The sequence below is a fragment of the Pseudomonas sp. P106(2024) genome (assembly GCF_057480815.1).
On the sequence record NZ_JBLIYU010000009.1, the window covers coordinates 83,903 to 110,574 of the forward strand.

Below are 26,672 nucleotides of genomic sequence, written 5' to 3' on the forward strand. Positions count from 1 at the left end.
TCTGTGAGGCACCCGGTTCAGTCAGAAACCTGAACGTCGCAGTCGAGCGCCGAAGCTGCCAGCTTCACCATCTCAAGCCTACGGTACGGCTCGACACCGTCCTCGATCATCCAGGTCGCCGACAACCCTGCCCATGCCAACACCCATTGCAAAATCCTGCGCCGATCAATACCGGCAGCCGTCGAGATAATCGCTATCCGACGCGCAAAGGCCCCCGGTGCCAACGCGCTTGCATCGTCGGGGTTGCAGAGGATGTTGGCGTAATCGAAGCCGCGCTCGCCGTACAGCCCCTTGGGATCGATGGCGAGCCATCCAGCCGGCCCGAAATCCAGCACGTTGCCGTGATGGATATCGCCGTGCAGCACTACCACATCCTGCGGTTCGGCCAAAAGCTCACTCGCCGCCCTGGCACTGTATTCCAGCACCCCACCGTGAGTTGCCGCCGCACTCCACAACGCTTCGAACCATTGCGCCAGCGGAACCAGCGCAGGCATTGGCTCAGCGCGTGGGGCGTGTAGGCGGGCTACCACTGCGCAGAGGATGCGCGTGGCTTCATCATCCCGGCCATCGGCAACCATCTGCGCCAAGGATGCCGAGCCTTGCGCCCGCTTCATCAACAATGCCTCGCCATCATGAGCCAGTACCGAGGCCGCACCATCACCGCCCCACCAGGCCATGAGCTGGTTGCCGGCCTGCTCTTCGGGTGATTGCGCGATTTTCAGCATGGCGGGTGTATCGCCCTGGCGAACCGGGAGAAGATGGCCGTTCAACGAAACGAGCGCGTCCCCGTCGAGGGTAAGCGCCCATCGTTTCAGGTAGTGGTCAAACATGGTTTCATTACTCGCGATTCACTTGTGAACGGGGCTCTATGAGCCGGTGAACATCCATCGATGCCGTTCATTCGGAAATGACTATCCTGACGCGACGCTTACTCGAGTACCAGTAGATGCTATCCGCACACCAAGCCAGCGCCATCGTCCTCGACTTTCTTAAAGACGTCATCCGAGACGGCCGCCCGGAACGGTTCGTCATTCAGTCCTGTGAACTCACTGCGAAGGGTGACTACTGGGTAGTTCGTTGCAACAGCGAGGACTGCGTAGTGCATGGCAAGACCGAGTACTGCTACGTCGGCGTCAACGCCCATCTGGTCGATGTAAACAGCGGCGCGCTCGAAACAGTCGCCAACTGCTTCACTATCGAAGAATACCTGCAGGACAAGGACGACCTCCATGCCGCAGCGGGCAAAACCTATGTACTGGCGCCTTCGTTTACTCGTGAAAGCAGAACGGCGGTGATCAATCTGCGACAGAAGCTCGCCTACTCCTATCCCGACACCCTGTTCCTTTTGAAGGGGGCAGGCCGGCTGTGGTTCAAGGGTATCCGCCGGCAACTTGAAGATACCCGGCAACTGCTCGCCACCGAAGGTATCACCACACAGATCGAGCTACATGCCGAGCCTCTGGACGCCATCCTGATCGGGCCGGAAACCTGGCACACCGAGGCGGTATTCAATGCGCTGCGCAGGAAGCCACTTCACCATGGCGAGCCTGCTGAATAAGCAAGGGGGGCTCGCTTTGTTCGACGTAACCGGCCCTGAAGAGGTACACCCATGCCCAAGCCCTTGCCAGTCAATACTTGTAGAAAGCTCAGACAGCGAGAATCAGATTAAGCCCTTCCTTGTAGTCCATTTCCCAAACATACTTCTGCCGCCTTTTTTCCGTTGCGACGGCCCTGATCGGACTCTAGTCTCGGGCGAGTCGCTGGTGTTCAGCGACCGGCTTTGACAGGCCGCAACGGTATTAAGCATACGGCTAGCCCTCGATGGCGGCTGTACGTGCGGGCACGCTTGCGTGCGCCGGAACTTTGCTTATTCCGCCGGTCTGTCAACCCACGTACAGCTGCCACCCTAATGTTTGACAGCAGGCAGGTGGCCCTAATGTTTGACAGCAGGCAGGTGGCAGCCCTTCGAAAGGAATAAGTACATGCTCAAGATCGTCCCCGACCCACCCCACGACCACCACTCCCTCGAAGACACCCTCATCCAGGCCACCGAGTACGCCCTGTGATGGATTGGGCATGTTCTTCCTGAAGGCCTTTAATTACGCCACTTCTAGAACGCATAGGAAGCGCTCTTACCATTTTTGTACCATTCACTGACGCTCCCGCCAATCCCAGCAATCTCCAACTGAGTTCGCCCAGCACCTATGCTCTGTACGAAATGTATCTGCACTCGCCCATACTGCGTTGAAACGGGGCTCGGAATGCTCAAGTACTCCAGTACACTCCGCTTCCTCCCCCGCTTCGCCTTGTCCGACCTTCGCGCAGACACATTTCGTACAGCCCCTAGGAAGTTGCACTCGCCCGCATGCATGGCAGGCCATCGTACGCCCGACAATCCAGCTACTCGCGCTTTTATCCTGACAAATCGGCAGGGTCAGTAGGGCAGCGTGAACGCGAAAGTCGCAATCACAGCAAACACCCTGAACTGAAAGTTCTGCACAAAGTTTCCATCAGAGCAGCCGTAGAAAAATTTTCACTAAGGAGGAGAGACTTGGGTTGCGACGCTCGCGATTTAGCAGCGATTAACATCGCCATCGTACCAGGCTTTGATTAATGCGTGTACACTTTCGACCAAAGACCCTGTCAGCAACACGCCCAAATTGCGGTGAAGTACTAAAGCAAAAAACCAGAAGCCCTTTGCGCATGGGCATCTGGCTCTTTCGTGGCTGGTGCCTCATCACGTCATCCAATGATTCCAATCTGCTCGTGACAAGGTCCCTGAGCAATAATGGCCAGCTACACCTCTATCTAAGGCCGCTACAAATTTCCGCATTTGCTCAAGACGTTCCTTTAAGTCGGCAAAGCTGAAACCTTGCGGTATCTTTCCTTCATGAGCAATTCCGGTACGCAAATCATTTAGAGACTTCAGAACAAGTTCGCTATTTATATTTCCAGCTCGCCCGATGACCTGCCATATCTTCTCGACACCCATCCTTTTAAACAACTGAGGCATATTCTTCGGCGATGGATATTTTTTCTTATCCAGAAAATCCGAGGAGTCAGCGTTGATACTCCCTCCACCCCCAGACGCCCACATCTTTATCTTTCGCGCAGTTATGGCAACTTTTTTCGAGATAGCCCCTTCATCCTCATCCAAACTATATCGCCTGTAATCCGCACCAAGATTCTCTGTTTTATGCAGAAAATAACCAAGCATTAAATCCGGCCACTTATCGATATGAACCGCAGTCTGATTAAATACATTTATAGTATCCTCAACAAATGTTTTTATATACACCTCAAGCTGAGAGTACGCAAATACATAATAGGCCCCAAGCAACCTAGAGCTCGCACCGTTCTTGTGAGCAAACTTATAAAGCAAAGTTAACTCCGCCACAGCAAATTTAATTTGCTCCTCAAATTCCTTGCGAGCCTTGCTGCGATGATAACTCATACGAGACTCTTAAGCAGCAGAGTAACTTTATGAATTCGCCCCTGCAAAGAAGCCTTATCGCTTGTAGCCAATGTAACACTCTTTATATATTCCTCGTCCTCTTGCAGCTCCTTGTACCCAGCCTGCACATCACCAAGCATACCTATAAGCTTTTTATACTTCACCTCAGTTAACTTTGATGACGCAACCATTTGAGCATCGAACACAGCAGCGTTAAATCGCGGCTTGCCATTTTTCGAAAAAGAGAAACTGTACTTACCGAAAAGAGCAGTAGCTCGCTGATAGGCTTGCAAAATGTTAGCTTTCAAGTCAGCGAGTTCTCCTTCAGTGGGATTCCTATTCTCCTCGGCATAATTTGAAATAAACGTAGCCAAGGGCTTTTCGTAATAACCAATCCCTTTACTGAGAGCCCAATATCGAATTACAAATTCTTCAGCCTTCATCCGCTTATCAGCACCACTACCAAGATGAGAGTCAAGCTTAAGCTCTTTAACAATCTCTGCAGCAAGCTTCAGAAGCTTTCCATAAAACAATCCATGCCTCAATTCCTGCCTCGTAAGGGCAACAGCCCCTGAATTAAGGCGTTCAAACACGTCAAATTTCACCTGCGGGTGAGTGTCCTTTAAAATAATTGTACAGCGCATAACCCTATTGGAAATATGGCGCTGAAATCTTTTATCTAGTTGCGAAAATTTCAACCCTGCCAGCTCTGGGTAACTGGTTAATCCAGAGAGGGAAAATTCATCATCTAAAAATCGCCTCAGACTACTCAGCCGTTGATTACCATCAATCACTGAAAAAGTTTCGTCTTTTTCTTGATTCATATAAATAACAGGAAGAGGACATTGAATTATCAACGACTCTATCAGCCTAGATGCTTGGCGATCACTCCAAACATAACGACGCTGAAATTCTGGAATTTTTACCTCACCCTTCTCCATCATGGAAACCAATGTTGACACCGAAAAGTCATATTGATCAGTTCTTAAAACCCTTTTTTCTGGCGGAATAGATAGAATTGCATCTTCAATATCTTCGACTTCCGATGGAAATAGGGCGTCTGCTAAAGACTCTTGATCTTGAGCAAGGATTTTTTTAGCTACCATGTTTTAACTCGACTAATTAAGTAGAAAAGTTGACACTGCGACATATAATCGATACAGACTAGAGCGAGCATACCTCTAATGGACGACGCAATCTACTATGTATTGAGTCGCTCATGTAGCGTTCGCTGAACACCGATTGTGCTGGAGTATTGACGAGAAAATGCGCCCAAGCCCCATACGCAAAAGGCTTAGGCGCTTTTCTCTATCTGCCAATGAAGAGCCCAAAGGGCATAGAGGGGCATGGAATGGCGCTCAGTTTGCCCCATTTTTGCCCCATGATCTGGGCTGCCTTTCTACCGGACTCGCCATAGCTGATCGATCCGCGTGGTATACGAACGACTCATCATCTCGCGGCGCATCCCCCAATCAGGGGTATCGGGGACGCTGGCCGTACGCATCGTCCCTCGGCCGTACTTGCCGTTGATCTCGTCCAGCATCGACATCAACCGATCACAAGCCGCCGGCTGCGTCACAGCGAACAGATCCTCACTGAACTCCCCCGGCTGCCGCAGATCCATCAAAAAAACCTCGGCCTTGCTATAGCGGAAGCCTGAGCGGTAAACCTGCCCCGCCGCTTCGGTGGCGGCCCTGGTGAGCAGTAGCGTGTCGTTAGTTGGGTATGGCAGTTCGACCAAGGCGCCCTTGGCATACTTGGCTTCGTCTGGATTGAACATCCCAGTACGGATGCTGACTCGCATGCGCTTGCATACCGATCCCTGGGCGCGCAGCTTCTCCGCCGCTCGCGCCGTGTAGGTGGCCACCGCCTGCTTGATCGGCGCCAACTCCGTCAGCCGCTTGCCAAACATTCGACTGCAGCAAATCTCCTGCTTCGGCGGGTCAGCCTCATCCAGCTCGAGGCACGGTGTGCCGGCGAGCTCGCGCGCGGTCTTCTCCACCACCACGCTGAACTTGTTGCGCAGCATCCGTGGGTCTGCCTTCGCCAGATCCATGGCCATGCGGATGCCCATCGCCTCGAGGTGTGCCGTCATCCGTCGGCCAATTCCCCAGACCTCTTTCACCTCAGTGTTGCGCAGCACCCAATCGCGCTTGAAGTCATCAGTGATATCGACCACCCCACCGGTATGCGCCTGCAAGCGCTTCGCCGTGTGGTTAGCGAGCTTTGCCAGGGTCTTGGTGCGGGCGATCCCCACACCGACGGGGATACCGGTACAGCGCAACACCTTGGCGCGCACCTCCCGGCCGAACTGGGTCAGGCTCCCCTGCACACCCGTGAGATCGGCGAAGCATTCGTCGATCGAGTAGACCTCGGCCGCCGGCACCATCGACTCGATCAGCGACATGACCCGCTCACTCATGTCGCCATACAGCGCATAGTTGGACGAGAACGCCACGATGCCATGCCGGCGCAGCTTCTCCTTGGCCTGGAAATAGGGCTCACCCATCTTCACGTAAGGCTTGGCGTCATATGACCTGGCGATCACACAGCCGTCATTGTTGCTCAGCACCACGATGGGTGTCTTGGCCAGATCCGGCCGGAACACGCGCTCGCAGCTTGCATAGAACGAGTTGCAGTCGATCAGCGCGAACACCTGGTCACTGGGCATGATCGCGCACGGTGTAGCGAACCACACCCCAGATGACCAGGTCGTCGCCCTCCATGACGTGCCGCGGCGGGTAGGCGGGATTCTCCGACTGCAGGATCAGCACGCCATTGCGCCGGTACAGGCGCTTGCAGACGGGCTCGGCGTTGATCGCGGCGATCACGATGTCGCCGTGCTCAGCCTCCTTGCTGCGGTCTACGATGAGAAGGTCGCCCGAGAAAATGCCGGCGCCCTGCATGCTGTCGCCCTCCACCTGCACCAGGTACACGTGCGGGGCACGCAGGTCGAACAGCTCGTCGAGGGAGATATGACGCTCCAGATGATCCGCCGCCGGCGAAGGAAATCCGGCCGGCACACGGAACAAGTACACCGGTAGCAGCGCAGGGCCGCCCGTCGGCGCGCCAAGGAAGGTGATGGTCATGGCAGATCAACTCAAATGAATAGCTGTATATTCATACAGTAAACTGTCAGACCGTTCCGGCGTCAATGCGCGGACGCGAGGCAGCCGACAAACGAGCGAGGTGTGGTATGTGCGGGAGGTACTCGATCTACGAGAGCATGGACGACTACCTGAGGCAGCTGGCCCTCGATCTGGTGGTCATCAACGGGTATGACCATGAGCGGATCAACCGGTACAACGTGGCGCCCTCTACCCGTGTAGAGCTGATAAGGCCAGTGCCTGGAGGGTTGAGCGTCGATCGAGTGAAGTGGGGATGGTCGCCATTCTGGGCGAAGGGGAAGCGGCCCGACCCGATCAATGCGCGGGCCGAGACGGTGATGACGGGGAAGTTCTTCAAATCGCTTTGGCCGAATGGCCGAGCTTTGGCGCCGGCCAATGGCTGGTTCGAGTGGATACCCGATCCTGCGGACCCAAAGCGCAAGCAGCCCTACTACATCCAGGCAGCGGACCAGGCCCCGCTGTTCTTCGCGGCGCTGGCTGAAGTCCACGCCGGTATCGAGCCAGACGAGCGTGACGGTTTCGTGGTCATCACCGCAGCAGCTGACCAAGGCCTCGTTGATATACACGACCGCAAACCGCTTGTGCTCACGCCCGAGGTTGCCTGTGAGTGGATCTCGCCAGACACCTCGATTGAGCACGCAGAAGAGATAGTGCGAACCGGTTGCCGAGCCGCCGGTGATTTCAAGTGGCATGCAGTTCGCAAGGAGGTAGGCAATGTCCGTAACCAAGGACCTGAATTACTATTACCTATGGGCTGAGTGAACCGCAGCCGAAATTCGGACAGGCAATTTTAGCGGCTAAAGTTATGATACTGCTCTCCTCCTAGCGACACGTTTAGCTAAAGCGTTGAAAAAATTTTCACATCCACCTCCCGGCCAATCTTCAAATGAACAAAACGGTTTAACCGTTTAACCGTTTAACCGTTTAACTTTATAGAGTTGAAATGAACATGCCCTGGAGCACAACCATGCGGCTAGCGGCAAGACCTCCAGCCACCGGCTGGGCTCCAAACAAATAACTATTGACAAGAAGTTAAAACATTTTATTAAATCCACCACCAACGCAGGATAAAGCCATCTCACACAACCGCTGAGCGCTTGAGCTCATCTTGGAGAAAGTATGTCGACCTTCAATTTGTTTCTTATCCTCTGCATTGAAGTTGTGCGATGGATTCACCTACTACAACTAGAAAAGTTGCTCCAATACTGAAGGCCGCCAATTCATGATCACCAGCTCGCCAGTCACCTCGGCCTTGCCCTGCCTCTGGTTAGTGTTGCTGTAGCGGATATCCAGGCACTCAAAGTGAAAGCCTTCGAAGGCTCGCCGGATGTCCGGGTGATCGTTGATGCTGACCATCACCCTGCCTTTGCAGCGCCGCATGAAGTCAGCCATACGCTCGTACTCCTCGAACGGGAAGTCGACGCCGTAGCCGGCGGTCTGCCAATAAGGCGGGTCCATGTAGAAGAACGTGTGCGCTCGGTCGTAGCGCTCGGCGCAATCCTGCCAGGAGAGGTTTTCGACGTAGGTGCCGGCCAGGCGCTGCCATGCGGCCGAGAGGTTCTCCTCGATGCGCAGCAGGTTGATGGCCGGTCCCGTGGTAGCGGTACCGAACGTCTGCCCGGTGACCTTGCCGCCGAAGGCGTGCTGCTGAAGGTAGAAGAAACGGGCGGCACGCTGGATGTCGGTCAGCGTCTCGGGGCGAGTCATCTTCTGCCACTCGAAGATCTGCCGGGAGCTGAGTGCCCATTTGAACTGGCGGACGAACTCCTCGAGGTGGTTCTGCACCACCCGGTAGAGCGTCACCAGGTCGCCGTTGAGGTCGTTGAGCACCTCGTCCGGGGCGGCCTGGGGACGCATGAAGTACAACGCGGCACCGCCGGCGAAGACTTCGACATAGCATTCATGAGGGGGAAAGAGAGGGATCAAGCGGTCGGCCAGGCGGCGCTTGCAGGAAAGCGGGGACGGACTTGTTTTTCTGCTATGCGTTTCAACCTGCACGCATAGATGTATCACCGCCCAACCAGCAGGTGCCTGCCCCAGAAATCAAGCTCAGCTGCAGAGCGAACCTGCCTGAAAATAGTCGATTGAAGCCGCCAACAATCAGATTTTGCCCCTTCCTTGTAGTCCATTTCCCAAACATACTCCTGCCGCGTTTTTTCCGTTGCGACCTCTTGGGCAGAGCTCTAGTCTCGGGCTGTCGTTGAATATCAACGACACAGCTTTGACAGGCTGTGACGAATAATCGTGTATGGCTTGCCGTTTATGGCGGCTGTATGTGCGGGCACGCTTGCGTGCGCCGGAATTTTACGATTTTCGCCGGTCTGTCAACCCACGTACAGCTGCCACCCTTCTGTTTGACAGCAGGCAGGTGACCGCATCATTGAGAAAAATCGTGATGTTGAAGATCGTCCCCGACCCACCCCACAACCACCACTCCCTCGAAGACACCCTCATCCAGGCCACCGAATACGCCCTGTGTGCACAGAGCGTGGCGCATCAGGCCGTGTTACTGCAGCCCAAGTCACCCGCCTCGATTCTGATGCTGGCCTCCATGCATGAGATGGAGGCACTGCGCGTGCTACTCGAATCGGCATTGATCCAGGTACAGATGCCGAACGCGCAGCCGCATCCGTTGCACTAGATCACAAGGCATGTGACGCCTGAGTTGACGTCATCGCGGGGCAAGCCCGCTCCCACGCCATTGCGCCCCGACGTGGGAGCGGGCTTGCCCCGCGATAGCGACAGACCAGGCAGCGAAAACTTCAGGGAGATCCAATAATGACCACAGACACCACCACACCCCACACCACCGTGGGCAAGACCAAGTTCTACCAAGGCGAAGGCCAGACCGATCCGCTGTTTTGCATCGAACCTGGGATCCCTTGCCAGCATGCGCGGGATCAGTCCTCGGAACTGATGGGCTGCGTTCGTGACCTGACCATAAGCGGGATCATGGAGGAAAAGCCGCAGATGCTTTGGGCAGCGTATTACCTGAGTGCATTGGCCAAGGCGCTGATGGATGATGCGGAGTTGGGGATGAGCCGCTGAAGGTCAGCCCGTTTAAAGTGTTGAGCATTGGCGTTCGGCTTGGACCTGCCGGGGTCGCTTTGCGACCCTTTCGCGACACAAGGCCGCTCCTACAGGGTGCGCGGTCACTGTACGAGCGGCCTTGTGTCGCGAAGGGTGGAAAACCGCAGAGGCTGATCGCCGATCAAACCGGACGAATCCCGCCATGCTTGGTAAACTGACCGTCATTCACTCTTTCCATCGCCAGCCAGCGCACCCCGCCGCCTGGCTTCGCTGAGTTCGTGTCCCAGACTTATGCATTCTCAAGCCGCCACACCCGCTACCCTGCGCCCCGAGCCATCCCGCCGCTTCTCCGTGGCGCCGATGATGGACTGGACAGATAGACACTGTAGATTCTTCCTGCGCCTGCTCTCCCAGCACGCCCTGCTCTACACCGAAATGGTCACCACCGGCGCCCTGCTGCACAACGACGCCCAGCGTTTCCTGCGCCATGACCCATCCGAGCACCCGCTGGCCCTGCAACTGGGCGGCAGCGTGCCGGCGGACCTGGCTGCCTGCGCGCGCCTGGCCGAGGATGCCGGCTACGACGAGGTCAACCTCAACGTCGGCTGCCCCAGCGACCGGGTGCAGAACAACATGATCGGCGCCTGCCTGATGGGCCATCCGGGTCTGGTGGCCGATTGCGTCAAGGCGATGCAGGACGCGGTCGGCATCCCGGTCACGGTCAAGCACCGCATCGGCATCAACGGCCGCGACAGCTACGCCGAGCTGTGCGATTTCGTCGGCCAGGTGCGCGACGCCGGGTGCCGCAGCTTCACCGTGCATGCGCGCATCGCCATCCTCGAAGGCCTGTCGCCCAAGGAGAACCGTGAGATCCCACCGCTGCGCTATGACGTGGCGGCGCAGCTGAAGGCCGACTTCCCGGACCTGGAACTGGTGCTCAACGGCGGCATCAAGACCCTCGACGAGTGCCGCACCCACCTGCAGACCTTCGACGGCGTGATGCTCGGGCGCGAGGCGTACCACAACCCGTACCTGCTGGCCGAGGTCGACCAGCAGCTGTTCGGCAGCGCGGCGCCGGTGGTCAGCCGGGCCGAGGCGATGGAAAAGCTGCGTCCGTACATCGTCGCGCACATGCAAAGCGGCGGCGCGATGCATCACATCACCCGGCATATCCTCGGGCTGGGCCAGGGCTTCCCGGGGGCGCGGCGCTTCCGGCAGTTGCTGTCGGCGGACATTCACAAGACCAGCGAGCCGCTGAAGGTGCTGGACCAGGCTGCCGAGCTGTTGCAGGGGCGTTGAGGGAACCTGGGGCGGGGTTGGCACTCGAAGGGTTAGCCTTATACCGCGGCCCTGGCGTTGGCCGGTGCCGCTTTGCAGCCCTTCGCGGGGCAAGCCCGCTCCTACACAGGGGAGCGCGCTGCTTCCAAGGGTTTCCCGATACGCCTGCGACGGGCCTTGAGTGGCTGTCGGGGCTCGGGTAATGTCGAGTCATTGCACAGGACAGAGCACGCCCATGACCTCCAAGCTGGAACAACTCAAGCAGTTCACCATCGTCGTCGCCGACACCGGCGACCTGGACGCCATCACCCGCCTCAAGCCGGTCGACGCCACCACCAACCCTTCGCTACTGCTCAAGGCCGCCGCCATCCCGGGTTACGCCGACCTGCTCAAGCAGGTCAAGGCCGATGCCAAGGGCAATGTCGACCTGGCCTGCGACAAGTTCGCCGTGTCGGTGGGCTCGGGCATTCTCAAGGTCATTCCGGGGCGCATCTCCACCGAGGTGGACGCGCGACTGTCGTTCGACGAGCCGGCGCTGCTGAAAAAGGCCCGTCAGCTGATCGAGCTGTACCAAGCGGCCGGTGTGCCGAAAGACCGCGTACTGATCAAGCTGGCCTCCACCTGGGAAGGCATCCGCGCCGCCGAGAAGCTGGAGAAGGAAGGCATCCAGACCAACCTCACCCTGCTGTTCTCCTTCGCCCAGGCCCAGGCCTGTGCCGATGCCGGGGTGTTCCTGATCTCGCCGTTCGTGGGGCGCATCTACGACTGGTACAAGAAAAGCACCGGCAAGGAATACGTCGGCGCCGAGGATCCGGGCGTGCAGTCGGTCACCCGCATCTACGACTACTACAAGACCAACGGCTACAACACCGTGGTCATGGGCGCGAGCTTCCGCAACATCGGCCAGATCGAGCAACTGGCCGGCTGCGACCGCCTGACCATCAGCCCCGAGCTGCTGCAGCAGCTGTCGGACGACCAGGGCGAACTGCCGCGCCTGCTCAAGCCGGGTAATGCCGGCGAGGCCAAGCAACAGTTGAACGAAAGCCAGTTCCGCTGGGCGATGAACGAAGACGCCATGGCCACCGAGAAGCTGGCCGAAGGCATCCGCCAGTTCGCCCGCGACCAGGAGAAGCTGGAAGCCCTGATGGCTGGCTGACAAAGCCTGATACATCTTCGGCTTGATCGACGGGCGGTTAATGCAGAGCATTTCCCGCCCGTTTTCGTTGGGGTGGCCGATGACGCCATCGCGGGGCAAGCCCGCTCCCACAATGAAAACACCGCATTCCCCATTCCCTGTGGGAGCGGGCTTGCCCCGCGATAGGGCCATCAGCATCACACGAACCTGAGCCATCCATGCCCGCCACCGCTTCGCTCCCCCTCGTTCTCGCCGGCCCCATCCTGCGCCGCCTGGAACCGCAACGCCTAGCCATCTGGCTGGTCGGCTCGCAACCACTACAACCCGAATTCCTGCTCGAGCACACCGGCATCAACGCCACGATGCACGCTGAGGTGATCCCGGTCGGACAGCACGCCTTCATCCACCTGCTGGACATCCACTTCGACCACCCGCTGCCCTGCAATGTGGCGCTCGAATACGACCTGCGCCTGGCCAACGGCCAGGGCATCGCCGACTGGGCCCCGCACCTGCTCTACTCCGGAGCCAGCCGCCCCAGCTTCGTACTGCGCGATCGTCTCGACCAGTTGCTCCACGGCTCCTGCCGCAAGCCCCACCATCCGGCCGCCGACGGCCTGCTGTGTGCCGACCGCCTACTTGCCGCCGATCCGCGCCCTGAAAAACGCCCCGCCGTGCTGCTGATGAGCGGTGACCAAGTCTATGCCGACGATGTCGCCGGCCCCATGCTGCGTGCCATCCACACGCTGATCGAGCGTCTGGGCCTGTTCGACGAAGCCCTCGATGGCGCCCTGGTCGACAGCGGCGCCGCGCTCTATCGCCATCCGGCCTGCTACTACCACCGCGCCGACCTGCTGCCGGCCCAGGAAGGCAACGAAACCCTGCGCGAACGCTTCTTCGGCGGCAAGCGCAAGCCGATCTTCTCGTCCAGCAACGCCGACAACCACCTGGTGACCTTCGCCGAGGTCATGGCCATGTACCTGCTGGTCTGGTCGCCGCTGCCGTGGACGCTGATGCGGATGGACATGCCAGAGGGCCTGACCGAGCAGCGCCAGGCCCGTTATCAGCGCGAACTGCCGCTGATCGAGGCGTTCCGCGACGGCCTCGGCCAGGTGGCGCGGGTGCTGGCCCACCTGCCCTGCCTGATGATCTTCGACGACCACGACATCACCGACGACTGGAACCTGTCGGCGCAATGGGAACAGACCGCCTACGGCCATCCGTTCTCGCGGCGCATCATCGGCAACGCCCTGCTCGGCTACCTGCTGTGCCAAGGCTGGGGCAACGATCCGGACGGTTGCGCGGTGCTGGTCGGGCAATGCCGGCAACTGAACGAGGCAAGGGATGAGCTGATCGGCGAGCTGCTGCGCTTCCAGGGCTGGCAGTACGCGCTGCCCAGCGACCCGCCGCTGCTGGTGCTGGACACCCGCACCCGCCGCTGGCGCAGCGAAAGCAGCCTGGGCAAGCCCTCCGGCCTGCTGGACTGGGAGGCGCTGAGCGAACTGCAGCAGGCGCTGCTCGACCACCCTTCGGCGATCATCGTGTCGCCGGCGCCGATCTTCGGGGTCAAGCTGATCGAGACCGTGCAGCGGGTGTTCAGCGCCCTGGGCTACCCGCTGCTGGTGGATGCGGAGAACTGGATGGCCCATCGCGGCGCGGCGCAGGTGATCCTCAACATCTTCCGCCATTCGCGCACGCCGGGGCACTACGTGGTGCTGTCGGGCGACGTGCATTATTCGTTCGTCTACGAAGTGCTGATCCGCCACCGCCAGCGCAGCCCGCACCTGTGGCAGGTGACCAGCAGCGGGATCAAGAACGAGTTTCCCCGGCGCCTGCTGGATGTGCTCGACCGGCTCAACCGCTGGCTGTACTCACCGCGCTCGCCGCTCAACTGGTTCACCAAGCGCCGGGAAATGCAAGTGGTGCCGCGCACGCCTAGCCGCAGCAAGGCCGGGGAGCGGTTGTGGAACAGCGCGGGGCTGGGGCAGGTGTTCTTCGATGGCCAGGGGCGGCCGGAGCGGGTGTTTCAGCTGAATGCGGATGGCTCGCCGGCTACGGCGTTCATCCAGGACTGACACCATCGAAAGCTCCCGCGATGGTGTCGGCAGGTTCAGCGCAGGTTCAGGACCGCTCGAGCGCGCTCACCAGGTCGTGGAACGCTTCTCGGTTGGAGTCATTCAAGCCCATGAGGATCTTGTGCGCCTCCAGCACCTTGGAACGCACCACGCTCTCGTCCTGGTCCTGCGATGGCAGGTCTGTCAGGCATTCCGGGCACGGCACCGGCCGGTCGACGATGTTGAACACCTGGTCGAAGCCCATGGACTGCAGCAGGCGGGAAATGTCCGGGTTGGTGGTGACCAGGGTGGGCAGCAGGCCAACCTTCTGCCGGGACAGGATCGACAGCTTGGCCAGCAGGCCGAGGGTGGTACTGTCGATGCTCTCGGTTTCGGTCAGGTCGATGACGATGGCCGAGAAGTTCAGCGCGGTGAAGATCTTCTCGATCGTCGCATCCAGCGCCGAACACAGGGTCAGGCGCACTTCACCGACAAATTTCAGAACGAAGGTCCCGCTCTGCTCGGCGAACTGGATTCTACCAGTACTCATTCAAGGTTCCTGCTCAACACCAATAGGGCGATATCATCCGGCATCTCCCCAAGCGTAGCCAATTCGAATCGTTGGCGCAGCCCCTCCAGGCTACCACCTGCCGCCTTGACGATTTCCGGCAAGGCCGCTTCCTTATCTTTGAGTGTGTCCCCGGGCAAAAGGTCCAGAATGCCATCGGACATCAGGGTGAGGCTGAACTGCGGTGGCAGTTCCAGCACCTGGTCCTGGTAGCTGGCCTCGTCGAACAACCCTACCGGCAGGCCGCGGCCTTCGAGGTAGCGGGCCTGGCCCGGGGTGTACAGCACCGGCAGCGGCAAGTGGCCGCCGACGCTGTAGGTGAGCAGGCCGGTGTCCTCGTCGATGACGCCACCGACCATGGTCACATGCTTGCCCAGCTTGCAGTTGATCAGCCCACGGTTGATGTGGCTGAGCACCTGCGAAGGCTTGAACTCGCGCATTTTACCGCCACGCTTGAATTCGAACAGCAGGCGCGTGGTCATGAACTTGAGCAGCACCGTGACGAACGCCGACGAGGCGCCGTGACCGGAGACGTCCGCCAGGTAGAAGGCGATGCGCCGGTCATCCACACGGAAGTAGTCGGCGAAATCGCCCGACAGGTACAGCGACGGAATGATCTGGTGCTCGAAGGCGAACTCGCCAGCCACCCAGGGGTTTTCCGGGAGCATGTTCATCTGCACCTGGCGACCGGCGGTCTGGTCCTCCTGCAGCAGGTGCAGACTGGCCTCCAGCTCGCGGTTGGCCGCTTCGAGCTTCTCCCGGTAGCGCTGGTTTTCCAGCACCAGACGCGAGCGATCGAGGGCGCGGCGCACCGAGTGCTCGAGCACGGCCAGGTCTTCCAAGGGCTTGATCAGGTAGTCCGCCGCGCCCAGGCGCAAGGCTTCGACCGCGTCGCTCATGACGCCGGCACCGGACACCACGATCACCGGCAACTGCGGCGCGCGCTCGCTGATCCGGCGGATCAGTTCAAGGCCGCCCATCTGCGGCATGCGCAGATCGCAGATCACGAGGTCGGGCTGGTGTGCTTCGAAGACCTGGAGGCCCTGCTGGCCGTTGCCGGCCTGAAGGACGCTGAAGCCGCTGTCTTCCAGATAGGCGGCGAGACTGGCACGGACCACCTCGTCGTCATCGATGATCAGCAGCGTTGCACTGGGTTTCTGCATGTGGGCGAACGGCGCCAGATTTGGGTTGGCGTAGCGACTGTGAAAGACCGACAGACGGCTACTGGAATGCTCTTTAGCCACTCTCTATTTGAGTTGTAGGACAAGAAGACTGGTCCGGCAAATAGCGAGGTGCCCTGTAAGGCGCTGACGGTACTCCCATCCGCCTGGCGTTTCAAGCATGGCAAGGAAGACTCCCCCGCACTTTACAGGGCAAATCACCCGGCGTTATAAGAAAGCACATCGGCGCAACCTGACGAAAGGATGCAAGCATGTCCCAGCCCCCCGTGGATTACAGCGAAAAACGCGATTTCATACGCATGCGCATTGAAGCCGAGGTCAGCCTGCTGCACGCCGGCCAGGTGATCAGTGCCGTGTGCATCGACCTCTCCAGCAGCGGCATGCAGGTCCAGGCACCGCAGCGATTCAAAGTGGGCGACCAGCTCGAGGTGCGCATCGACTCCGACCACGCCGCCCTCGCCGGCCTGCACGCCAGCACCGAAGTGGTGTGGATCGCCGACCAGCCCGGCGGCGCGCAGAAGTTCGGCCTGCGCATCCTGGCCATGCATTGAACTGTTACGAAAAAGGCGACCCGAAGGTCGCCTTTTTCGTAAGCCGGTCGATCAGAAGTCGTCTTCGACCTGGCCGTCCTTGACCTTGAACTCGCGGTTCTGCAGGTAGGCATTGCGCAGGAAGATGTACTTGTCGCCCTGGATCAGCTTCTCCGCCGACAGCAGGCTGGCGCGGGTGTCGATCACGTCCATCGCGAAGATCGAGTTGCGGGTCGGCACATGGTCGATGTAGCGGTAGGGTTCGGTGTAGGTGTCCGGGTACTTGGCCAGGCCGTCACGCACGGTGCTCGGGCCAAGGAACGGAATGACCACGTACGGCCCGCTGGGCACGCCCCAGTAGCCGAGGGTCTGGCCGAAGTCCTCGTCGCTGCGCTGCAGGCCCATCTTGGTGCCGACGTCGAAGAAACCGCCCAGGCCGAAGGTGGTGTTGACGATCAGCCGCGCCGTGTCGATGCCCGCCGCTCGAGGCTTGAGCTGCAGCACGTTGTTGGCCAGGTTGGTGACGTCGCCCAGGTTGCGGAAGATGTTGTGGATGCCATCCTCGAGGAACTGCGGGGTGACGTACTGGTAACCCTGGGCCAGCGGCTTGAGGGCATAGGTGTCGAGGACATCGTTGAACCTGAAGATCGGTCGGTTGACCGACTCCCACGGATCCTCCTCGGTTGCCGCCTGGGTGGCTGCCACGGGCGCCAGCAGCAAGCTGGCGCAGACACAGGCCTGGGTGACTCGCTCGATCACTCCGGCACCGATCCTACGCATAGATGTTTCTCCATCGGATTTCACGGCGGCAACGGCCTATGGCGCGCTGCTCGATAGGGCGCAAGTATACTGGCTTGCTGGCTGAACGGTAGTTTTACATATCTCTGTCAAGATTTCGTGAACAACTGTAGTCGTCATCCCTTGGTCACAATCGCCGGGTAGCTTGCGGGGTATTTAGGGACGTTGCCATGCAAGACGCACCCGCCTTCACCGCCGTGCTGTTCGGACTGCACGGCTGCCTGGTCCAGGCAAACGACGGCAGCCCCCTGCCCGCCCCCGGCGCCCTCGACTCCCTTCACCGCCTGCGCGCGCAGGCGGTGCCGTGCATCTGGCTCGACGAGCTCAGCGCCGCCCAGGGCAAGCGCCTGAGCAGCGTGCTGCCCGGCTGGCTACCGGGCCATCTGGTCAACGGCTGCAAATGGCCGGCGCCCAACGCCTGCTGGCAGGCGCTGATGAGCCTCGACAGCCAGCGCCTGGAAGGCTGCGTGCTGGTCAGCGGTGAGCCACGGTTGCTGCAGGCCGGGCTCAACGCCGGCCTGTGGACGGTGGGCCTGGCGGCCTGCGACCTCGGCCCCAGTCAATGGCAGGCCATGACCCGGCAGGAACAGGAGCGCACCCGTGGCAAGGCGACCCTGGCGCTATTCGGCCTGGGCGTGCACTCGGTGATCGATCACCTGGAATCCCTCGACACCTGCCTTGCGGACATTGCCCAGCGCCGGCACAGGGGCGAGAAACCCTGATACATCCCCGTTGATGCGGGTCATGCAAAGCTGCGGCAGGTGGATTACGCTAGAAGGCAGGCCAGAACCTTTACCGTGTCGCCGAGGTCCATGGCTTGCCAAGTCATTGATGGAGAACGAACAATGCCTGCCCGCGAACTGCAAGAGCAACTCGATAGCCTGCGCGAGCAACTGGACCGCAATCCACCGCTCTCGCTGGAAGAGCGCGAACACCTGCATGAACTGATGCAGCAGATCGAAGCCCAGATCAAGCTCGAGGAAGCGACCAACGACAACAACCTGGTCGATGGGGTCAATACCGCCGTTGAACGTTTCGAGGCCGATCACCCAGACCTTACCGCCATCCTGCGCAATATCGCCAATCACCTGCACAGCATGGGGATCTGAACCGAATGGGGCCGCAAACGCGGCCCCATTACATTACTGACGCACCAATCGCAGGTTCTGGGGGCTGATCGCCCCAGTGCTGCGGTACGGGTTGATATCCAGCCCACCGCGGCGCACGTAGCGTGCATACACCGTCAGGTGCTCAGGCTTGAGCAGGTTCTTCAGGTCCAGGTAGATCCGCTCCACGCATTGTTCGTGGAAGTCGGCATGCTGGCGAAAACTGATCAGGTAGGTCAGCAGGCTGGCATGATCCAGCGCCTGCCCCTTGTACTCCACCACCACGCTACCCCAGTCCGGTTGGCCGGTGACCGGGCAGTTGGATTTGAGCAGGTGGCTGTGCACGGTCTCTTCCACCACGCGCTCCGGCGCGCAACGCAGCAGCTCCGGTTGCGGCTGCTCGTAGTTGCTGATGTTCACATCCAGCGCGTCGATACACTGGCCCGGCAGCGTGGTCACGCCCTGCCCCTCTACCTCGGCCAGGGTGCTGACCTTGACCCCGACCGGCTTGCCGGCTGCGGCGGACAGATCCCGCACCAGGCACGCCTGCAACGCCTCCACCGACTCGAACACCGTCTGGTTCAACGAGTTGAGGTACAGCTTGAAGGACTTGGACTCGATGATGTTCGGCGAATCGCACGGGATGGCGAACTCACCGATGGCCACCACCGGCTTGCCCGAGGGCAGCAGCCAGGACAGTTCGAAGCAGTTCCAGAAGTCCACGCCCTGCCACGGCAGCGCGTCGCCACTCACGCCCAGCTCGGCCCATTTGGCCAGGCGGGGAATCGGGAACAGCAGCGAAGGGGTGTAGGTGGCGATGTATTCGCTGGACTTGCCCAGCGGGGAGTGTTCGGCGGCGGGATGCATGGAAACTGACCTGAAGGTTCGAAATTGCCCTAGTCTACCGGTTTTGCACCCCGCCTTGGAGCCGATGTCACTCGATGGTCAGCGGCCCGACCATGCCCGCCTGGTAGTGGCCAGGCACGTTGCAGGCGAACTCGATGGGCGCCGACTTGCGGAAGGTCCAGGTCAGCTCGGCGCGCTGGCCGGGCTGTACCAGCACGGTGTTGCCACCCGCATGACCGTGGCCAGCGCCCATCTGGCCGTGATCCATCTGGCCATGGTCCATGCCTTCGTGGTTCATGCCGGCGGTGAACATCTTGCCCTGCATGGCGATCATTTCCTTCTGGTGCTCGGCGTGCATGGCCTTGTCGCCCAGGTTGAACTCGTGGGGCAGCTTGCCTTCGTTGACCAGCACGAAGCGCACGGTCTCGCCAGCCTTGACCTTGATGCTCTTCGGTTCGAAGGCGATGTCCTTGAGTACCACCTCGATGGTGCGGGTGGCCTTGGCCGCCTCGGCCGGCTCGCCGAAGGCGAAGGGTTTGCCGTTGTCGGCAAAGCTCGGCAGGCTGACCAGTGCGAGGGCGGCGGCGATGAACAGGTGTTTCATGGGTGACTCCGGGTCGTTCTGGGAGAATGAGACCATTCTCGAAAAGGCTGGCTGGCAGCTGGCTGACGGGAAGATTACAACGTTGTCAGCTTGGGCAGGCCGCCAGATCGTCACGTATGATTTCGGCATCGCGCTGATCCGAACATTGGTAAACACATGAAACTGCTGATCGTCGAAGACCAGGCCAAGACCGGCCAGTACCTGAGCCAGGGCCTGAGCGAAGCCGGCTTCGTCACTGAGCTTGCCAACGATGGCGACACCGGCCAGCACCTGGCCCTGACCGGTGACCACGACCTGCTGATCCTCGATGTGATGCTGCCGGGGCGCAACGGTTGGCAGATTCTCCAGGCCGTGCGCCAGGCCGGGCTGGAAACGCCGGTGCTGTTCCTCACCGCCCGAGATGCCGTCGAGGACCGCGTCCACGGCCTGGAGCTGGGCGCTGACGACTACCTGGTCAAGCCATTCGCCTTCTCCGAACTGCTGGCCCGGGTGCGCAGCCTGCTGCGCCGAGGCGCCAGCGCCAGCCAGGACACCTGCCTGAACCTGGCCGACCTGCGCCTGGACCTGATCCGCCGCCGCGCCGAACGCGCCGGCCAGCGCGTCGACCTGACCGCCAAGGAATTCGCCCTGCTCGAACTGCTGCTGCGCCGCCAGGGCGAGGTGCTGCCCAAGTCGCTGATCGCCTCGCAGGTGTGGGACATGAACTTCGACAGCGACACCAACGTCATCGAGGTGGCCATCCGCCGCCTGCGCCTGAAGATCGACGACCATCACGCCACCAAGCTGATCCATACCGTGCGCGGCATGGGCTACGTGCTCGAGGAGCGCCAGGACTGATGCGCCGCCTGTCCCTCGGCCGTCGCCTGGCGCTGCTGTTCGCCGCCTGCACCGCCAGTGTTTCGCTGGGCGCCGGCCTGCTGTTCAGCCGCGCCAGCGAGCAGCACTTCGTCGAGCTCGACCAGCAACTGCTCAGCGGCCGCCTGTCGCTGATGCGCAGCCTGCTCGACGGCGTCACCACCCCCGAGCAACTGGCCACGCGCCTGCCGGGGCTGCTCAACGAGCTCAGCCACCAGTCCGACCTGGCCTTGCGCGTGCGCGCGGTCGACGGCACCACCTGGTTCGCCAGCCGCGGCGACCTGCCGGACGCCCCGGCCCAGCCCGGCCTGGCCACGCTGCATACCCAGGGCAACGACTACCGCGGACTGAGCCTGCCGCTGGACGAAACCCGGCCCGACTCGCCGCAGTTGACCTTGTTCCTCGACATCACCCATCACCAGCACTTCCTGCAAGGCATGCAGCGCCTGATCTGGCTCACGGTCGGCCTCAGCGCGCTGGCCACCGCGCTGCTGGGTGCCTGGGCCGTGCGCCGTGGCCTGAAGCCGCTGCGGCGGATGGGCAAGGTCGCCGCCAGCGTCAACGCCCGCTCGCTAACCACTCGCCTGCCGGCCGCCGAGATGCCCGAGGAACTGGCCGAGCTGGCCGCCGCGGTCAATGCCATGCTGCAGCGCCTGGACGATGCTTTCCAACGCCTGTCGGCGTTCTCCGCCGACATCGCCCACGAGTTGCGCACACCGCTGTCCAACCTGCTGACCCACACCCAGGTCACCCTCACCCGCCCACGCAGCCTCGAGGAGTACCGCGAGGCCCTGCATGGCAATCTCGAGGAACTGCAGTGGATGGCCCAGCTGGTCAACGACATGCTCTATCTGGCCAAGGCCGACCACGGTCTGCTGATGCCCAATAGTCAGGCGCTGGACCTGGCGATCGAGGTCGATGCGCTGCTGGAGTATTACGCGCCGCTGGCTGAGGAAGCCGAGGTCAGGCTGTCTCGCGAGGGCCAGGCGCATGCCGAGGGCGACCGACACATGCTGCGCCGGGCCTTGTCGAACCTGCTGGACAATGCCCTGCGCTTCACCCCGGCGGGGGGCGAGATTCGTGTGAGCCTTGCGCCGGGGTTGCGCATCGAGGTGGCCAACAGTGGCCCGGCAATCGCCCCGCAACTGCTGGAGCGGCTGTTCGACCGTTTCTATCGGGCAGACCCGGCGCGCCAGGAGGGCAGCAGCGAGCATGCGGGCCTGGGGCTGGCCATCACCCGCTCGATCGTGCAGGCGCACGGCGGGAATATTCGGGCCCAGTGCGAAGGTGGGTGGACGCGCTTCGTGATCGAGTTGCCTGCTTAGAGGGCTGCTGCGCAGCCCATCGCCGGCAAGCCGGCGAAAGGGGCGCAAAGCGCCCCTGCCTTACTCGTAACGCAACGCCATCGCCGGTTCGATCTGCGAAGCGCGGTACGCAGGATAGAGGGTCGCCAGGAAGCTCATCACCAGCCCAGCCAGGCAGATGATCGCCACATCGCCCCACTGCAGCTCCGAGGGCAGGCTGCTGATGAAGTAGATGTCGGAGGTGAAGATGTGCTGCCCACTGACCCGCTCGATCCAGCCGACCACGGCGCTGACGTTCAGTGCCAGGATCACCCCGAGCACGCCACCGATCAGGGTGCCGACGATGCCGATCAGGCTGCCCTGGACCATGAACGTGCCCATGATCTGCGCCGGCGTCGCGCCGATGGTGCGCAGGATGGCGATATCCGCGCCCTTGTCGTTCACCACCATCACCAGGGTGGCGATGATATTGAAGGCAGCCACGGCGATGATCATCATCAGCAGCAGGCCGATCATGGTCTTTTCCATTTTCATGGCGCTGAACAGGCTGCCCTGGGTGTGCGACCAGTCATCGGCACGGTAGCCGTCGCCCAGCCCCGCAGCGATGGCCTTGGACACCTGCGGCGCAGCGTACAGGTCATGCAGCTTCAGCCGCACGCCCTGCACCTGGCCCGGCGCCCAGCGCTGCATCTCGCCGGCATCGGCGATATGGATGTAGGCCTGGGAGCCATCCAGTTCGGCGCCGACCTTGAAGATGCCGACCACGGTCAGGCGCTGCATGCGCGGGGTGATGCCGCCCGGCTCCTTGCTGATTTCCGGAACGATCAGGGTCAGCTTGTCGCCGGTATTCAGGCGAAAGCGCCGGGCGGTCAATTCACCGATGACCACGCCGTACTCGCCCGGCACCAGGTCCTGCAGGCTGCCCTGGACAATATGCTGGGTGACGATGGAGACCTTGCCCTCCTCGGCCGGGTCGATGCCGGCGACCTGGATCGGCTGCATCGCCCCCTTGTACGAGAGCATGCCCTCCATCTCGGTGATCGGCGCCGCGGCCATCACCGCCGGGTTGCTTTCGGCGGCGCTGGCGACCTTGCGCCAGTCGTCCAGCGGCTGCGCGCCGAGAATCGCGGCATGGGGCACCAGGCCCAGCACGCGTGAGCTCATCTCGCGCTGGAAGCCGTTCATCACCGACAGCACCGTGATCATCGCCAGCACGCCGAGCGACAGGCCGATCATCGAAGTCATCGAGATGAACGAGATGAAGTGGTTGCGGCGCTTGGCACGGGTGTAGCGGGCACCGATGAACAACGACAAGGGTCTGAACATGAACGAGGACACCCAAGTGAAAAATGAATCGGGGCCGCCTCAGGCCGCCCCATGCAGGCGACTCAGATCGCCACCAGGTGCCCGTCTTCCAGGCGCAGCACACGGTCCATCTGCCGCGCCAGGTTGAGGTCGTGGGTCACAACCAGGAATGCGGTCTGCGAGTGATTCGACAGCTCCTGCATCAGTTCCTGGATACCCTGGGCGGTGTGGTGGTCGAGGTTGCCGGTGGGCTCGTCGAGCATGACCAGGCCCGGGCGGTTGACCAGGGCGCGGGCGATCGCCACACGCTGGCGTTCACCACCGGACAGCTCGGCCGGCTTGTGATTCAACCGATGCCCCAGGCCAACGCGCTTGAGCAGCGCCTCGGCACGCTCGCGGGCCTCGGCGATCGGCGTCTTGCCGATCAGCAGCGGCATGCAGGCGTTTTCCAGGGCGGTGAACTCCGCCAGCAGGTGGTGGAACTGGTAGACGAAGCCCAGGGCGCGGTTGCGCAGCAGGCCGCGGGCCCGCTCGCCCAGCGCCGACAGCTCCTCGCCGGCCAGCCAGACGCTGCCCTGGCTCGGGGTGTCGAGGCCGCCGAGCAGGTTGAGCAAGGTACTCTTGCCCGAGCCCGAGCTGCCGACGATGGCCACCCGCTCGCCCGGGTGCAGTTCGAGGTTCAACCCCGACAAGACCTGGACCGACTCCGGGCCTTCCTCGTAGCTCTTGCCCAGGTTGCGGCAGCTCAACACGGTTTTATCACTCATGCGCGACTCACTCATAACGTAGCGCCTCCGCCGGCTGGGTGCGCGAGGCGCGCCAGGCCGGATACAGGGTGGCGAAGAAACTCAGGACCAGCGCCGCACCACAGACCATGTACACGTCCTGGGACTGGATCTGCGACGGCAGGTAATCGATGAAGTACACATCGGCATTGAGGAACTTGTGCCCGATCAGGGTCTCGATGCCGGCGATGGCCGCGCTCACGTTAAGCGCGCCGAGGATGCCCAGGACCGCGCCGATCAGCGTGCCGACCACGCCGATCACCGTGCCCTGGACCATGAAGATGGCCATGATCTGCCCGGGCGTGGCGCCCAGGGTGCGCAGGATGGCGATGTCGCCACGCTTGTCGTTGACCACCATCACCAGGGTGGAAATGATGTTGAACGCCGCCACCGCGACGATCAGCAGCAACAGCAGGCCGATCATGGATTTCTCCATGCGGATCGCCTGGTACAGGTTGCCGTGGGTGCGGGTCCAGTCACGCGGGTAGAACTCCTGCTCGCCCAGCTGCTGGGCGATGGCCCAAGAGGCCCGCGGGGCCTGGAACAGGTCGTCGAACTTCAGGCGCACGCCCTGGACCTGGTCGGCCTTCCAGCGGTGCAGGCGCGACAGGTCGGCGATGTTGGTCAGGCCCAGATAGCCGTCGATCTCGCCGGCGCCGACATGGAAGGTGCCGACCACGGTAAAGCGCTTCATGCGCGGGAACATCCCCGCCGGGGTGACGCTGACCTCGGGGGCAACGAAAGTCAGCTTGTCGCCGATGCCCACGCCCAGTTTCTGCGCGGCCTTGTCGCCGATCATGATGCCCCACTCGCCCGGGGCCAGCTTGTCGAGGCTGCCGTCGAGGACGAACTTGTCGATGATCGACACCTCGCGCTCGCGGGCCGGGTCGATACCGTTGAGCAGCACCTTCTGCACCTTACCTTCATGGGTCAGCAGGCCCTGCATCTGTGTGAATGGCGCGACCGCCAGCACCTGCGGATTCTGCTTTACTTTAGAGGCGAGGGCCTGCCAGTCGTCGATCGGCTGGCCGGTCTCCAGCGTTGCATGGGGGATCATACCCAGCACGCGGGTACGCATCTCGTGGTCGAACCCGTTCATCACCGAGAGCACCACGATCATCACCACCACGCCCAGGGCGAGGCCGATCATCGAGGTGAGCGAAATGAACGAGACGAAGTGATTGCGGCGCTTGGCACGGGTGTAACGCGTACCAATGAATACGAATAGAGGTCTGAACATGTCGGGGCTTGTTCGGATGAAAGGGAACGTCCTTGTGGCGAGGCGCCTACGGCGGCTTTACACTCGGACCACCGCCGTAACCTTGGGTTCGCCATGACGACATTAGACGAAGAAGATCGCCGCGAATACTACCGCATCGAAGATCGGATCGCACTTCAAATCAGCCCCCTTAGCGCGGCCGAAGCCCTTGAAACAGAACTGTTGCAGGATGATTCCGAGCTGTTCAACCTGCTCAGCGAACTGCACCTTTCGGACTTCGAGTCGCAGCACCTGTTGCGCCAGCTGAGCGAAAAAGACCGCACCCTGGCAGCCTTCCTGCGCGCCCAGAACAAACGTCTCGACTTGCTCAGCGCCGTGGTCGCCCAGACCCTGATCGGCGAAATCGGCCAGCCGCAGCCGGTGATCATCTCTGAAGGCGGCATCGAGTTCGCCCAGGCGCAGAAGATCGCCCCCGGCACCCGGGTCAAGGTGAAGATGGTGCTGATGCCCCGCGCCCATGGCCTGCTCCTGCGCGGCCGGGTCACCCACTGCGACCCGCGCCCGGATGGCGATTACGAGGTAGGCACCGAGTTCATCGACATGACCGACGCCCAGCGCCAGCTGCTGGCCCGCTACATCCTGCAGCGCCAGCAACAGCAACGACGCCAGGCGCTGGAACAGAACGACCCCGCTTCCTGAAGCCCTTTTCTCTCTGATTTGAAGGAACGAACGTGACCTTGATCTATGGCCACCGCGGCGCCAAGGGCGAAGCGCCCGAGAATACCCTGCAGAGCTTTCGCCAGTGCCTGTCCCATGGCGTGACCCGCTGCGAACTCGACCTGCACCTGTCGGCCGACAACGAGCTGATGGTAATCCATGATCCGACCCTCAAGCGCACCACTGGCCGGCGCGGCAAGGTGGTCGAGCACACCGCCGCCGAGCTGGTCACCTACGATGCGCGCAAGGGCGGCCCGGGCCATGTGCAGCCCTGCCCCATCCCGCGGCTCGAGGAGTTGTTCGAGAAGTGCCCGTTCGAGCACTGGCAGCTGGAGGTCAAGAGTGCCTCGCGCACCCGTGCCGCCAGCACCGTGCTGGCGATCCGCGAACTGGCCCAGCAGCATGGCCTGCTGGACAAGGTGACCATCACCTCGAGCTCACGGGAAGTGCTGGGCGCCGCCCAGGAGCTGGTACCCGACATCAAGCGCGGACTGGTTGCCGAGTACGCCTGGCTCGACCCGCTGAAGGTCGCGCAGAACTACGACTGCGAGATGCTGGCGTTGAACTGGACGCTGTGCACCCCCGAACGCCTGATCAAGGCGCAGCGCCAGGGCCTGCATGTGTCGGTATGGACGGTCAACGAACCGGCGCTGATGCGCCGGCTCGCCGACTTTGGCGTGGACAGCCTGATTACAGACTTTCCCGGTTTGGCCAGGACCACCCTCGGGTAGGGCTGAAATCGGTCTCCCCGACCGGCTCAGGCCACCGGTCGGAGCCG

Annotated in this window: 29 protein-coding genes; 15 read left to right on the top strand and 14 right to left on the bottom strand. The window is 61.3% G+C overall.

What is annotated here, in order from left to right; translation table 11 throughout:
- Positions 1-17 precede the first annotated feature (17 nt).
- Entirely contained in the window at positions 18-830 is an 813-nt protein-coding gene (locus tag AC25M7_RS16130) for an aminoglycoside phosphotransferase family protein (protein WP_463401784.1), read from the bottom strand.
- 116 nt (positions 831-946) lie between these two features.
- On the opposite strand from AC25M7_RS16130, the gene AC25M7_RS16135 reads away from it, so the two are divergent.
- Positions 947-1,558 carry a hypothetical protein gene (locus tag AC25M7_RS16135; RefSeq protein ID WP_463401785.1) on the top strand — a complete coding sequence of 204 codons (612 nt, stop codon included), beginning with the start codon at positions 947-949 and terminating at the stop codon, positions 1,556-1,558.
- A gap of 382 nt (positions 1,559-1,940) precedes the next feature.
- Positions 1,941-2,066: a hypothetical protein gene (locus AC25M7_RS16140; protein WP_486971285.1), complete on the top strand. Its 126-nt coding sequence runs from the start codon at positions 1,941-1,943 to the stop codon at positions 2,064-2,066.
- Positions 2,067-2,737: 671 nt separating this feature from the next.
- On the opposite strand, the gene AC25M7_RS16145 is transcribed toward AC25M7_RS16140, so the two are convergent.
- The 4 genes from AC25M7_RS16145 to AC25M7_RS16160 form a co-directional block, all read right to left on the bottom strand.
- The gene (locus AC25M7_RS16145; RefSeq protein WP_486971261.1) at positions 2,738-3,454 is read right to left on the bottom strand and encodes a HEPN domain-containing protein; all 717 of its coding nucleotides are present in this window, start codon (positions 3,452-3,454) and stop codon (positions 2,738-2,740) included.
- Positions 3,451-4,560, bottom strand: a complete 1,110-nt coding sequence (locus AC25M7_RS16150; protein ID WP_486971262.1) for a GmrSD restriction endonuclease domain-containing protein — start codon at positions 4,558-4,560, stop codon at positions 3,451-3,453. The genes AC25M7_RS16145 and AC25M7_RS16150 overlap by 4 nt, the downstream gene beginning before the upstream one ends.
- A 293-nt stretch (positions 4,561-4,853) precedes the next feature.
- Positions 4,854-6,125, bottom strand: coding sequence for a translesion error-prone DNA polymerase V subunit UmuC (umuC, locus tag AC25M7_RS16155; protein ID WP_486971263.1), 1,272 nt, complete (start codon positions 6,123-6,125; stop codon positions 4,854-4,856).
- A complete protein-coding gene (locus AC25M7_RS16160) occupies positions 6,115-6,543 on the bottom strand; it encodes a LexA family protein (RefSeq protein WP_486971264.1) in 429 nt (142 codons plus the stop codon). Before AC25M7_RS16160 ends, umuC begins: the two co-directional genes overlap by 11 nt.
- A 107-nt stretch (positions 6,544-6,650) precedes the next feature.
- On the opposite strand from AC25M7_RS16160, the gene AC25M7_RS16165 reads away from it, so the two are divergent.
- Positions 6,651-7,340 (top strand): SOS response-associated peptidase family protein, encoded by a 690-nt coding sequence (locus tag AC25M7_RS16165; RefSeq protein ID WP_486971265.1) that lies wholly within the window; start codon positions 6,651-6,653, stop codon positions 7,338-7,340.
- Positions 7,341-7,767: 427 nt separating this feature from the next.
- Here the strand turns inward: AC25M7_RS16165 and AC25M7_RS16170 are convergent, their stop codons facing one another.
- On the bottom strand, positions 7,768-8,580 hold the full coding sequence (locus tag AC25M7_RS16170; RefSeq protein ID WP_069016662.1) for a DNA adenine methylase: 813 nt from the start codon (positions 8,578-8,580) through the stop codon (positions 7,768-7,770).
- A gap of 397 nt (positions 8,581-8,977) precedes the next feature.
- Here AC25M7_RS16170 and AC25M7_RS16175 point away from each other — a divergent pair, with 397 nt between their 5' ends.
- The 5 genes from AC25M7_RS16175 to AC25M7_RS16195 all read left to right on the top strand — a co-directional run bounded on the left by AC25M7_RS16175 (position 8,978) and on the right by AC25M7_RS16195 (position 14,097).
- Positions 8,978-9,223 carry a hypothetical protein gene (locus tag AC25M7_RS16175; RefSeq protein WP_069016663.1) on the top strand — a complete coding sequence of 82 codons (246 nt, stop codon included), beginning with the start codon at positions 8,978-8,980 and terminating at the stop codon, positions 9,221-9,223.
- A 137-nt stretch (positions 9,224-9,360) separates the two neighbouring features.
- On the top strand, positions 9,361-9,630 hold the full coding sequence (locus tag AC25M7_RS16180) for a DUF3077 domain-containing protein (RefSeq protein WP_486971266.1): 270 nt from the start codon (positions 9,361-9,363) through the stop codon (positions 9,628-9,630).
- A gap of 273 nt (positions 9,631-9,903) precedes the next feature.
- Positions 9,904-10,911, top strand: a complete 1,008-nt coding sequence (dusA, locus tag AC25M7_RS16185; protein WP_486971267.1) for a tRNA dihydrouridine(20/20a) synthase DusA — start codon at positions 9,904-9,906, stop codon at positions 10,909-10,911.
- A 214-nt stretch (positions 10,912-11,125) separates the two neighbouring features.
- Positions 11,126-12,046 carry a transaldolase gene (gene tal, locus AC25M7_RS16190; protein WP_486971268.1) on the top strand — a complete coding sequence of 307 codons (921 nt, stop codon included), beginning with the start codon at positions 11,126-11,128 and terminating at the stop codon, positions 12,044-12,046.
- Positions 12,047-12,243: 197 nt separating this feature from the next.
- Complete coding sequence (locus AC25M7_RS16195; protein WP_486971269.1) at positions 12,244-14,097, top strand: alkaline phosphatase D family protein; 1,854 nt, start codon at positions 12,244-12,246, stop codon at positions 14,095-14,097.
- Between the two features lie 46 nt (positions 14,098-14,143).
- On the opposite strand, the gene rssC is transcribed toward AC25M7_RS16195, so the two are convergent.
- Entirely contained in the window at positions 14,144-14,626 is a 483-nt protein-coding gene (rssC, locus tag AC25M7_RS16200) for an anti-sigma factor antagonist RssC (protein WP_028692715.1), read from the bottom strand.
- The gene (rssB, locus tag AC25M7_RS16205; RefSeq protein WP_028692716.1) at positions 14,623-15,807 is read right to left on the bottom strand and encodes a two-component system response regulator RssB; all 1,185 of its coding nucleotides are present in this window, start codon (positions 15,805-15,807) and stop codon (positions 14,623-14,625) included. Before rssB ends, rssC begins: the two co-directional genes overlap by 4 nt.
- Before the next feature lie 269 nt (positions 15,808-16,076).
- Here rssB and AC25M7_RS16210 point away from each other — a divergent pair, with 269 nt between their 5' ends.
- A complete protein-coding gene (locus tag AC25M7_RS16210; protein ID WP_028692717.1) occupies positions 16,077-16,376 on the top strand; it encodes a PilZ domain-containing protein in 300 nt (99 codons plus the stop codon).
- 51 nt (positions 16,377-16,427) lie between these two features.
- Here the strand turns inward: AC25M7_RS16210 and AC25M7_RS16215 are convergent, their stop codons facing one another.
- The gene (locus AC25M7_RS16215; protein WP_028692718.1) at positions 16,428-17,135 is read right to left on the bottom strand and encodes an MlaA family lipoprotein; all 708 of its coding nucleotides are present in this window, start codon (positions 17,133-17,135) and stop codon (positions 16,428-16,430) included.
- A gap of 188 nt (positions 17,136-17,323) precedes the next feature.
- On the opposite strand from AC25M7_RS16215, the gene pcrP reads away from it, so the two are divergent.
- Together pcrP and AC25M7_RS16225 are read left to right on the top strand one after the other, a co-directional pair.
- Positions 17,324-17,875, top strand: a complete 552-nt coding sequence (gene pcrP, locus AC25M7_RS16220) for an HAD superfamily inactivated hydrolase PcrP (protein WP_486971270.1) — start codon at positions 17,324-17,326, stop codon at positions 17,873-17,875.
- Between the two features lie 123 nt (positions 17,876-17,998).
- On the top strand, positions 17,999-18,262 hold the full coding sequence (locus AC25M7_RS16225; protein ID WP_186597072.1) for a DUF4404 family protein: 264 nt from the start codon (positions 17,999-18,001) through the stop codon (positions 18,260-18,262).
- A 33-nt stretch (positions 18,263-18,295) separates the two neighbouring features.
- Here AC25M7_RS16225 and queF read toward each other — a convergent pair whose 3' ends face one another.
- Positions 18,296-19,126, bottom strand: coding sequence for an NADPH-dependent 7-cyano-7-deazaguanine reductase QueF (gene queF / locus AC25M7_RS16230; protein ID WP_486971271.1), 831 nt, complete (start codon positions 19,124-19,126; stop codon positions 18,296-18,298).
- A 67-nt stretch (positions 19,127-19,193) separates the two neighbouring features.
- Positions 19,194-19,709 carry a cupredoxin domain-containing protein gene (locus AC25M7_RS16235; RefSeq protein WP_062574603.1) on the bottom strand — a complete coding sequence of 172 codons (516 nt, stop codon included), beginning with the start codon at positions 19,707-19,709 and terminating at the stop codon, positions 19,194-19,196.
- A gap of 156 nt (positions 19,710-19,865) precedes the next feature.
- Between AC25M7_RS16235 and AC25M7_RS16240 the strand changes: the two genes are divergently transcribed.
- On the top strand, positions 19,866-20,546 hold the full coding sequence (locus AC25M7_RS16240; RefSeq protein WP_028692723.1) for a heavy metal response regulator transcription factor: 681 nt from the start codon (positions 19,866-19,868) through the stop codon (positions 20,544-20,546).
- Complete coding sequence (locus AC25M7_RS16245; RefSeq protein WP_486971272.1) at positions 20,546-21,889, top strand: heavy metal sensor histidine kinase; 1,344 nt, start codon at positions 20,546-20,548, stop codon at positions 21,887-21,889. Before AC25M7_RS16240 ends, AC25M7_RS16245 begins: the two co-directional genes overlap by 1 nt.
- A 60-nt stretch (positions 21,890-21,949) precedes the next feature.
- Here AC25M7_RS16245 and AC25M7_RS16250 read toward each other — a convergent pair whose 3' ends face one another.
- The 3 genes from AC25M7_RS16250 to AC25M7_RS16260 form a co-directional block, all read right to left on the bottom strand.
- A complete protein-coding gene (locus AC25M7_RS16250) occupies positions 21,950-23,194 on the bottom strand; it encodes a lipoprotein-releasing ABC transporter permease subunit (protein WP_486971273.1) in 1,245 nt (414 codons plus the stop codon).
- A gap of 62 nt (positions 23,195-23,256) precedes the next feature.
- The gene (lolD, locus tag AC25M7_RS16255; protein WP_207851595.1) at positions 23,257-23,940 is read right to left on the bottom strand and encodes a lipoprotein-releasing ABC transporter ATP-binding protein LolD; all 684 of its coding nucleotides are present in this window, start codon (positions 23,938-23,940) and stop codon (positions 23,257-23,259) included.
- Positions 23,941-23,947: 7 nt separating this feature from the next.
- On the bottom strand, positions 23,948-25,198 hold the full coding sequence (locus tag AC25M7_RS16260) for a lipoprotein-releasing ABC transporter permease subunit (RefSeq protein WP_486971274.1): 1,251 nt from the start codon (positions 25,196-25,198) through the stop codon (positions 23,948-23,950).
- A gap of 93 nt (positions 25,199-25,291) precedes the next feature.
- Here AC25M7_RS16260 and AC25M7_RS16265 point away from each other — a divergent pair, with 93 nt between their 5' ends.
- Positions 25,292-25,876 carry a PilZ domain-containing protein gene (locus AC25M7_RS16265; protein ID WP_236248512.1) on the top strand — a complete coding sequence of 195 codons (585 nt, stop codon included), beginning with the start codon at positions 25,292-25,294 and terminating at the stop codon, positions 25,874-25,876.
- A 32-nt stretch (positions 25,877-25,908) separates the two neighbouring features.
- Positions 25,909-26,625: a glycerophosphodiester phosphodiesterase gene (locus AC25M7_RS16270; RefSeq protein WP_028692729.1), complete on the top strand. Its 717-nt coding sequence runs from the start codon at positions 25,909-25,911 to the stop codon at positions 26,623-26,625.
- Positions 26,626-26,672 lie beyond the last annotated feature (47 nt).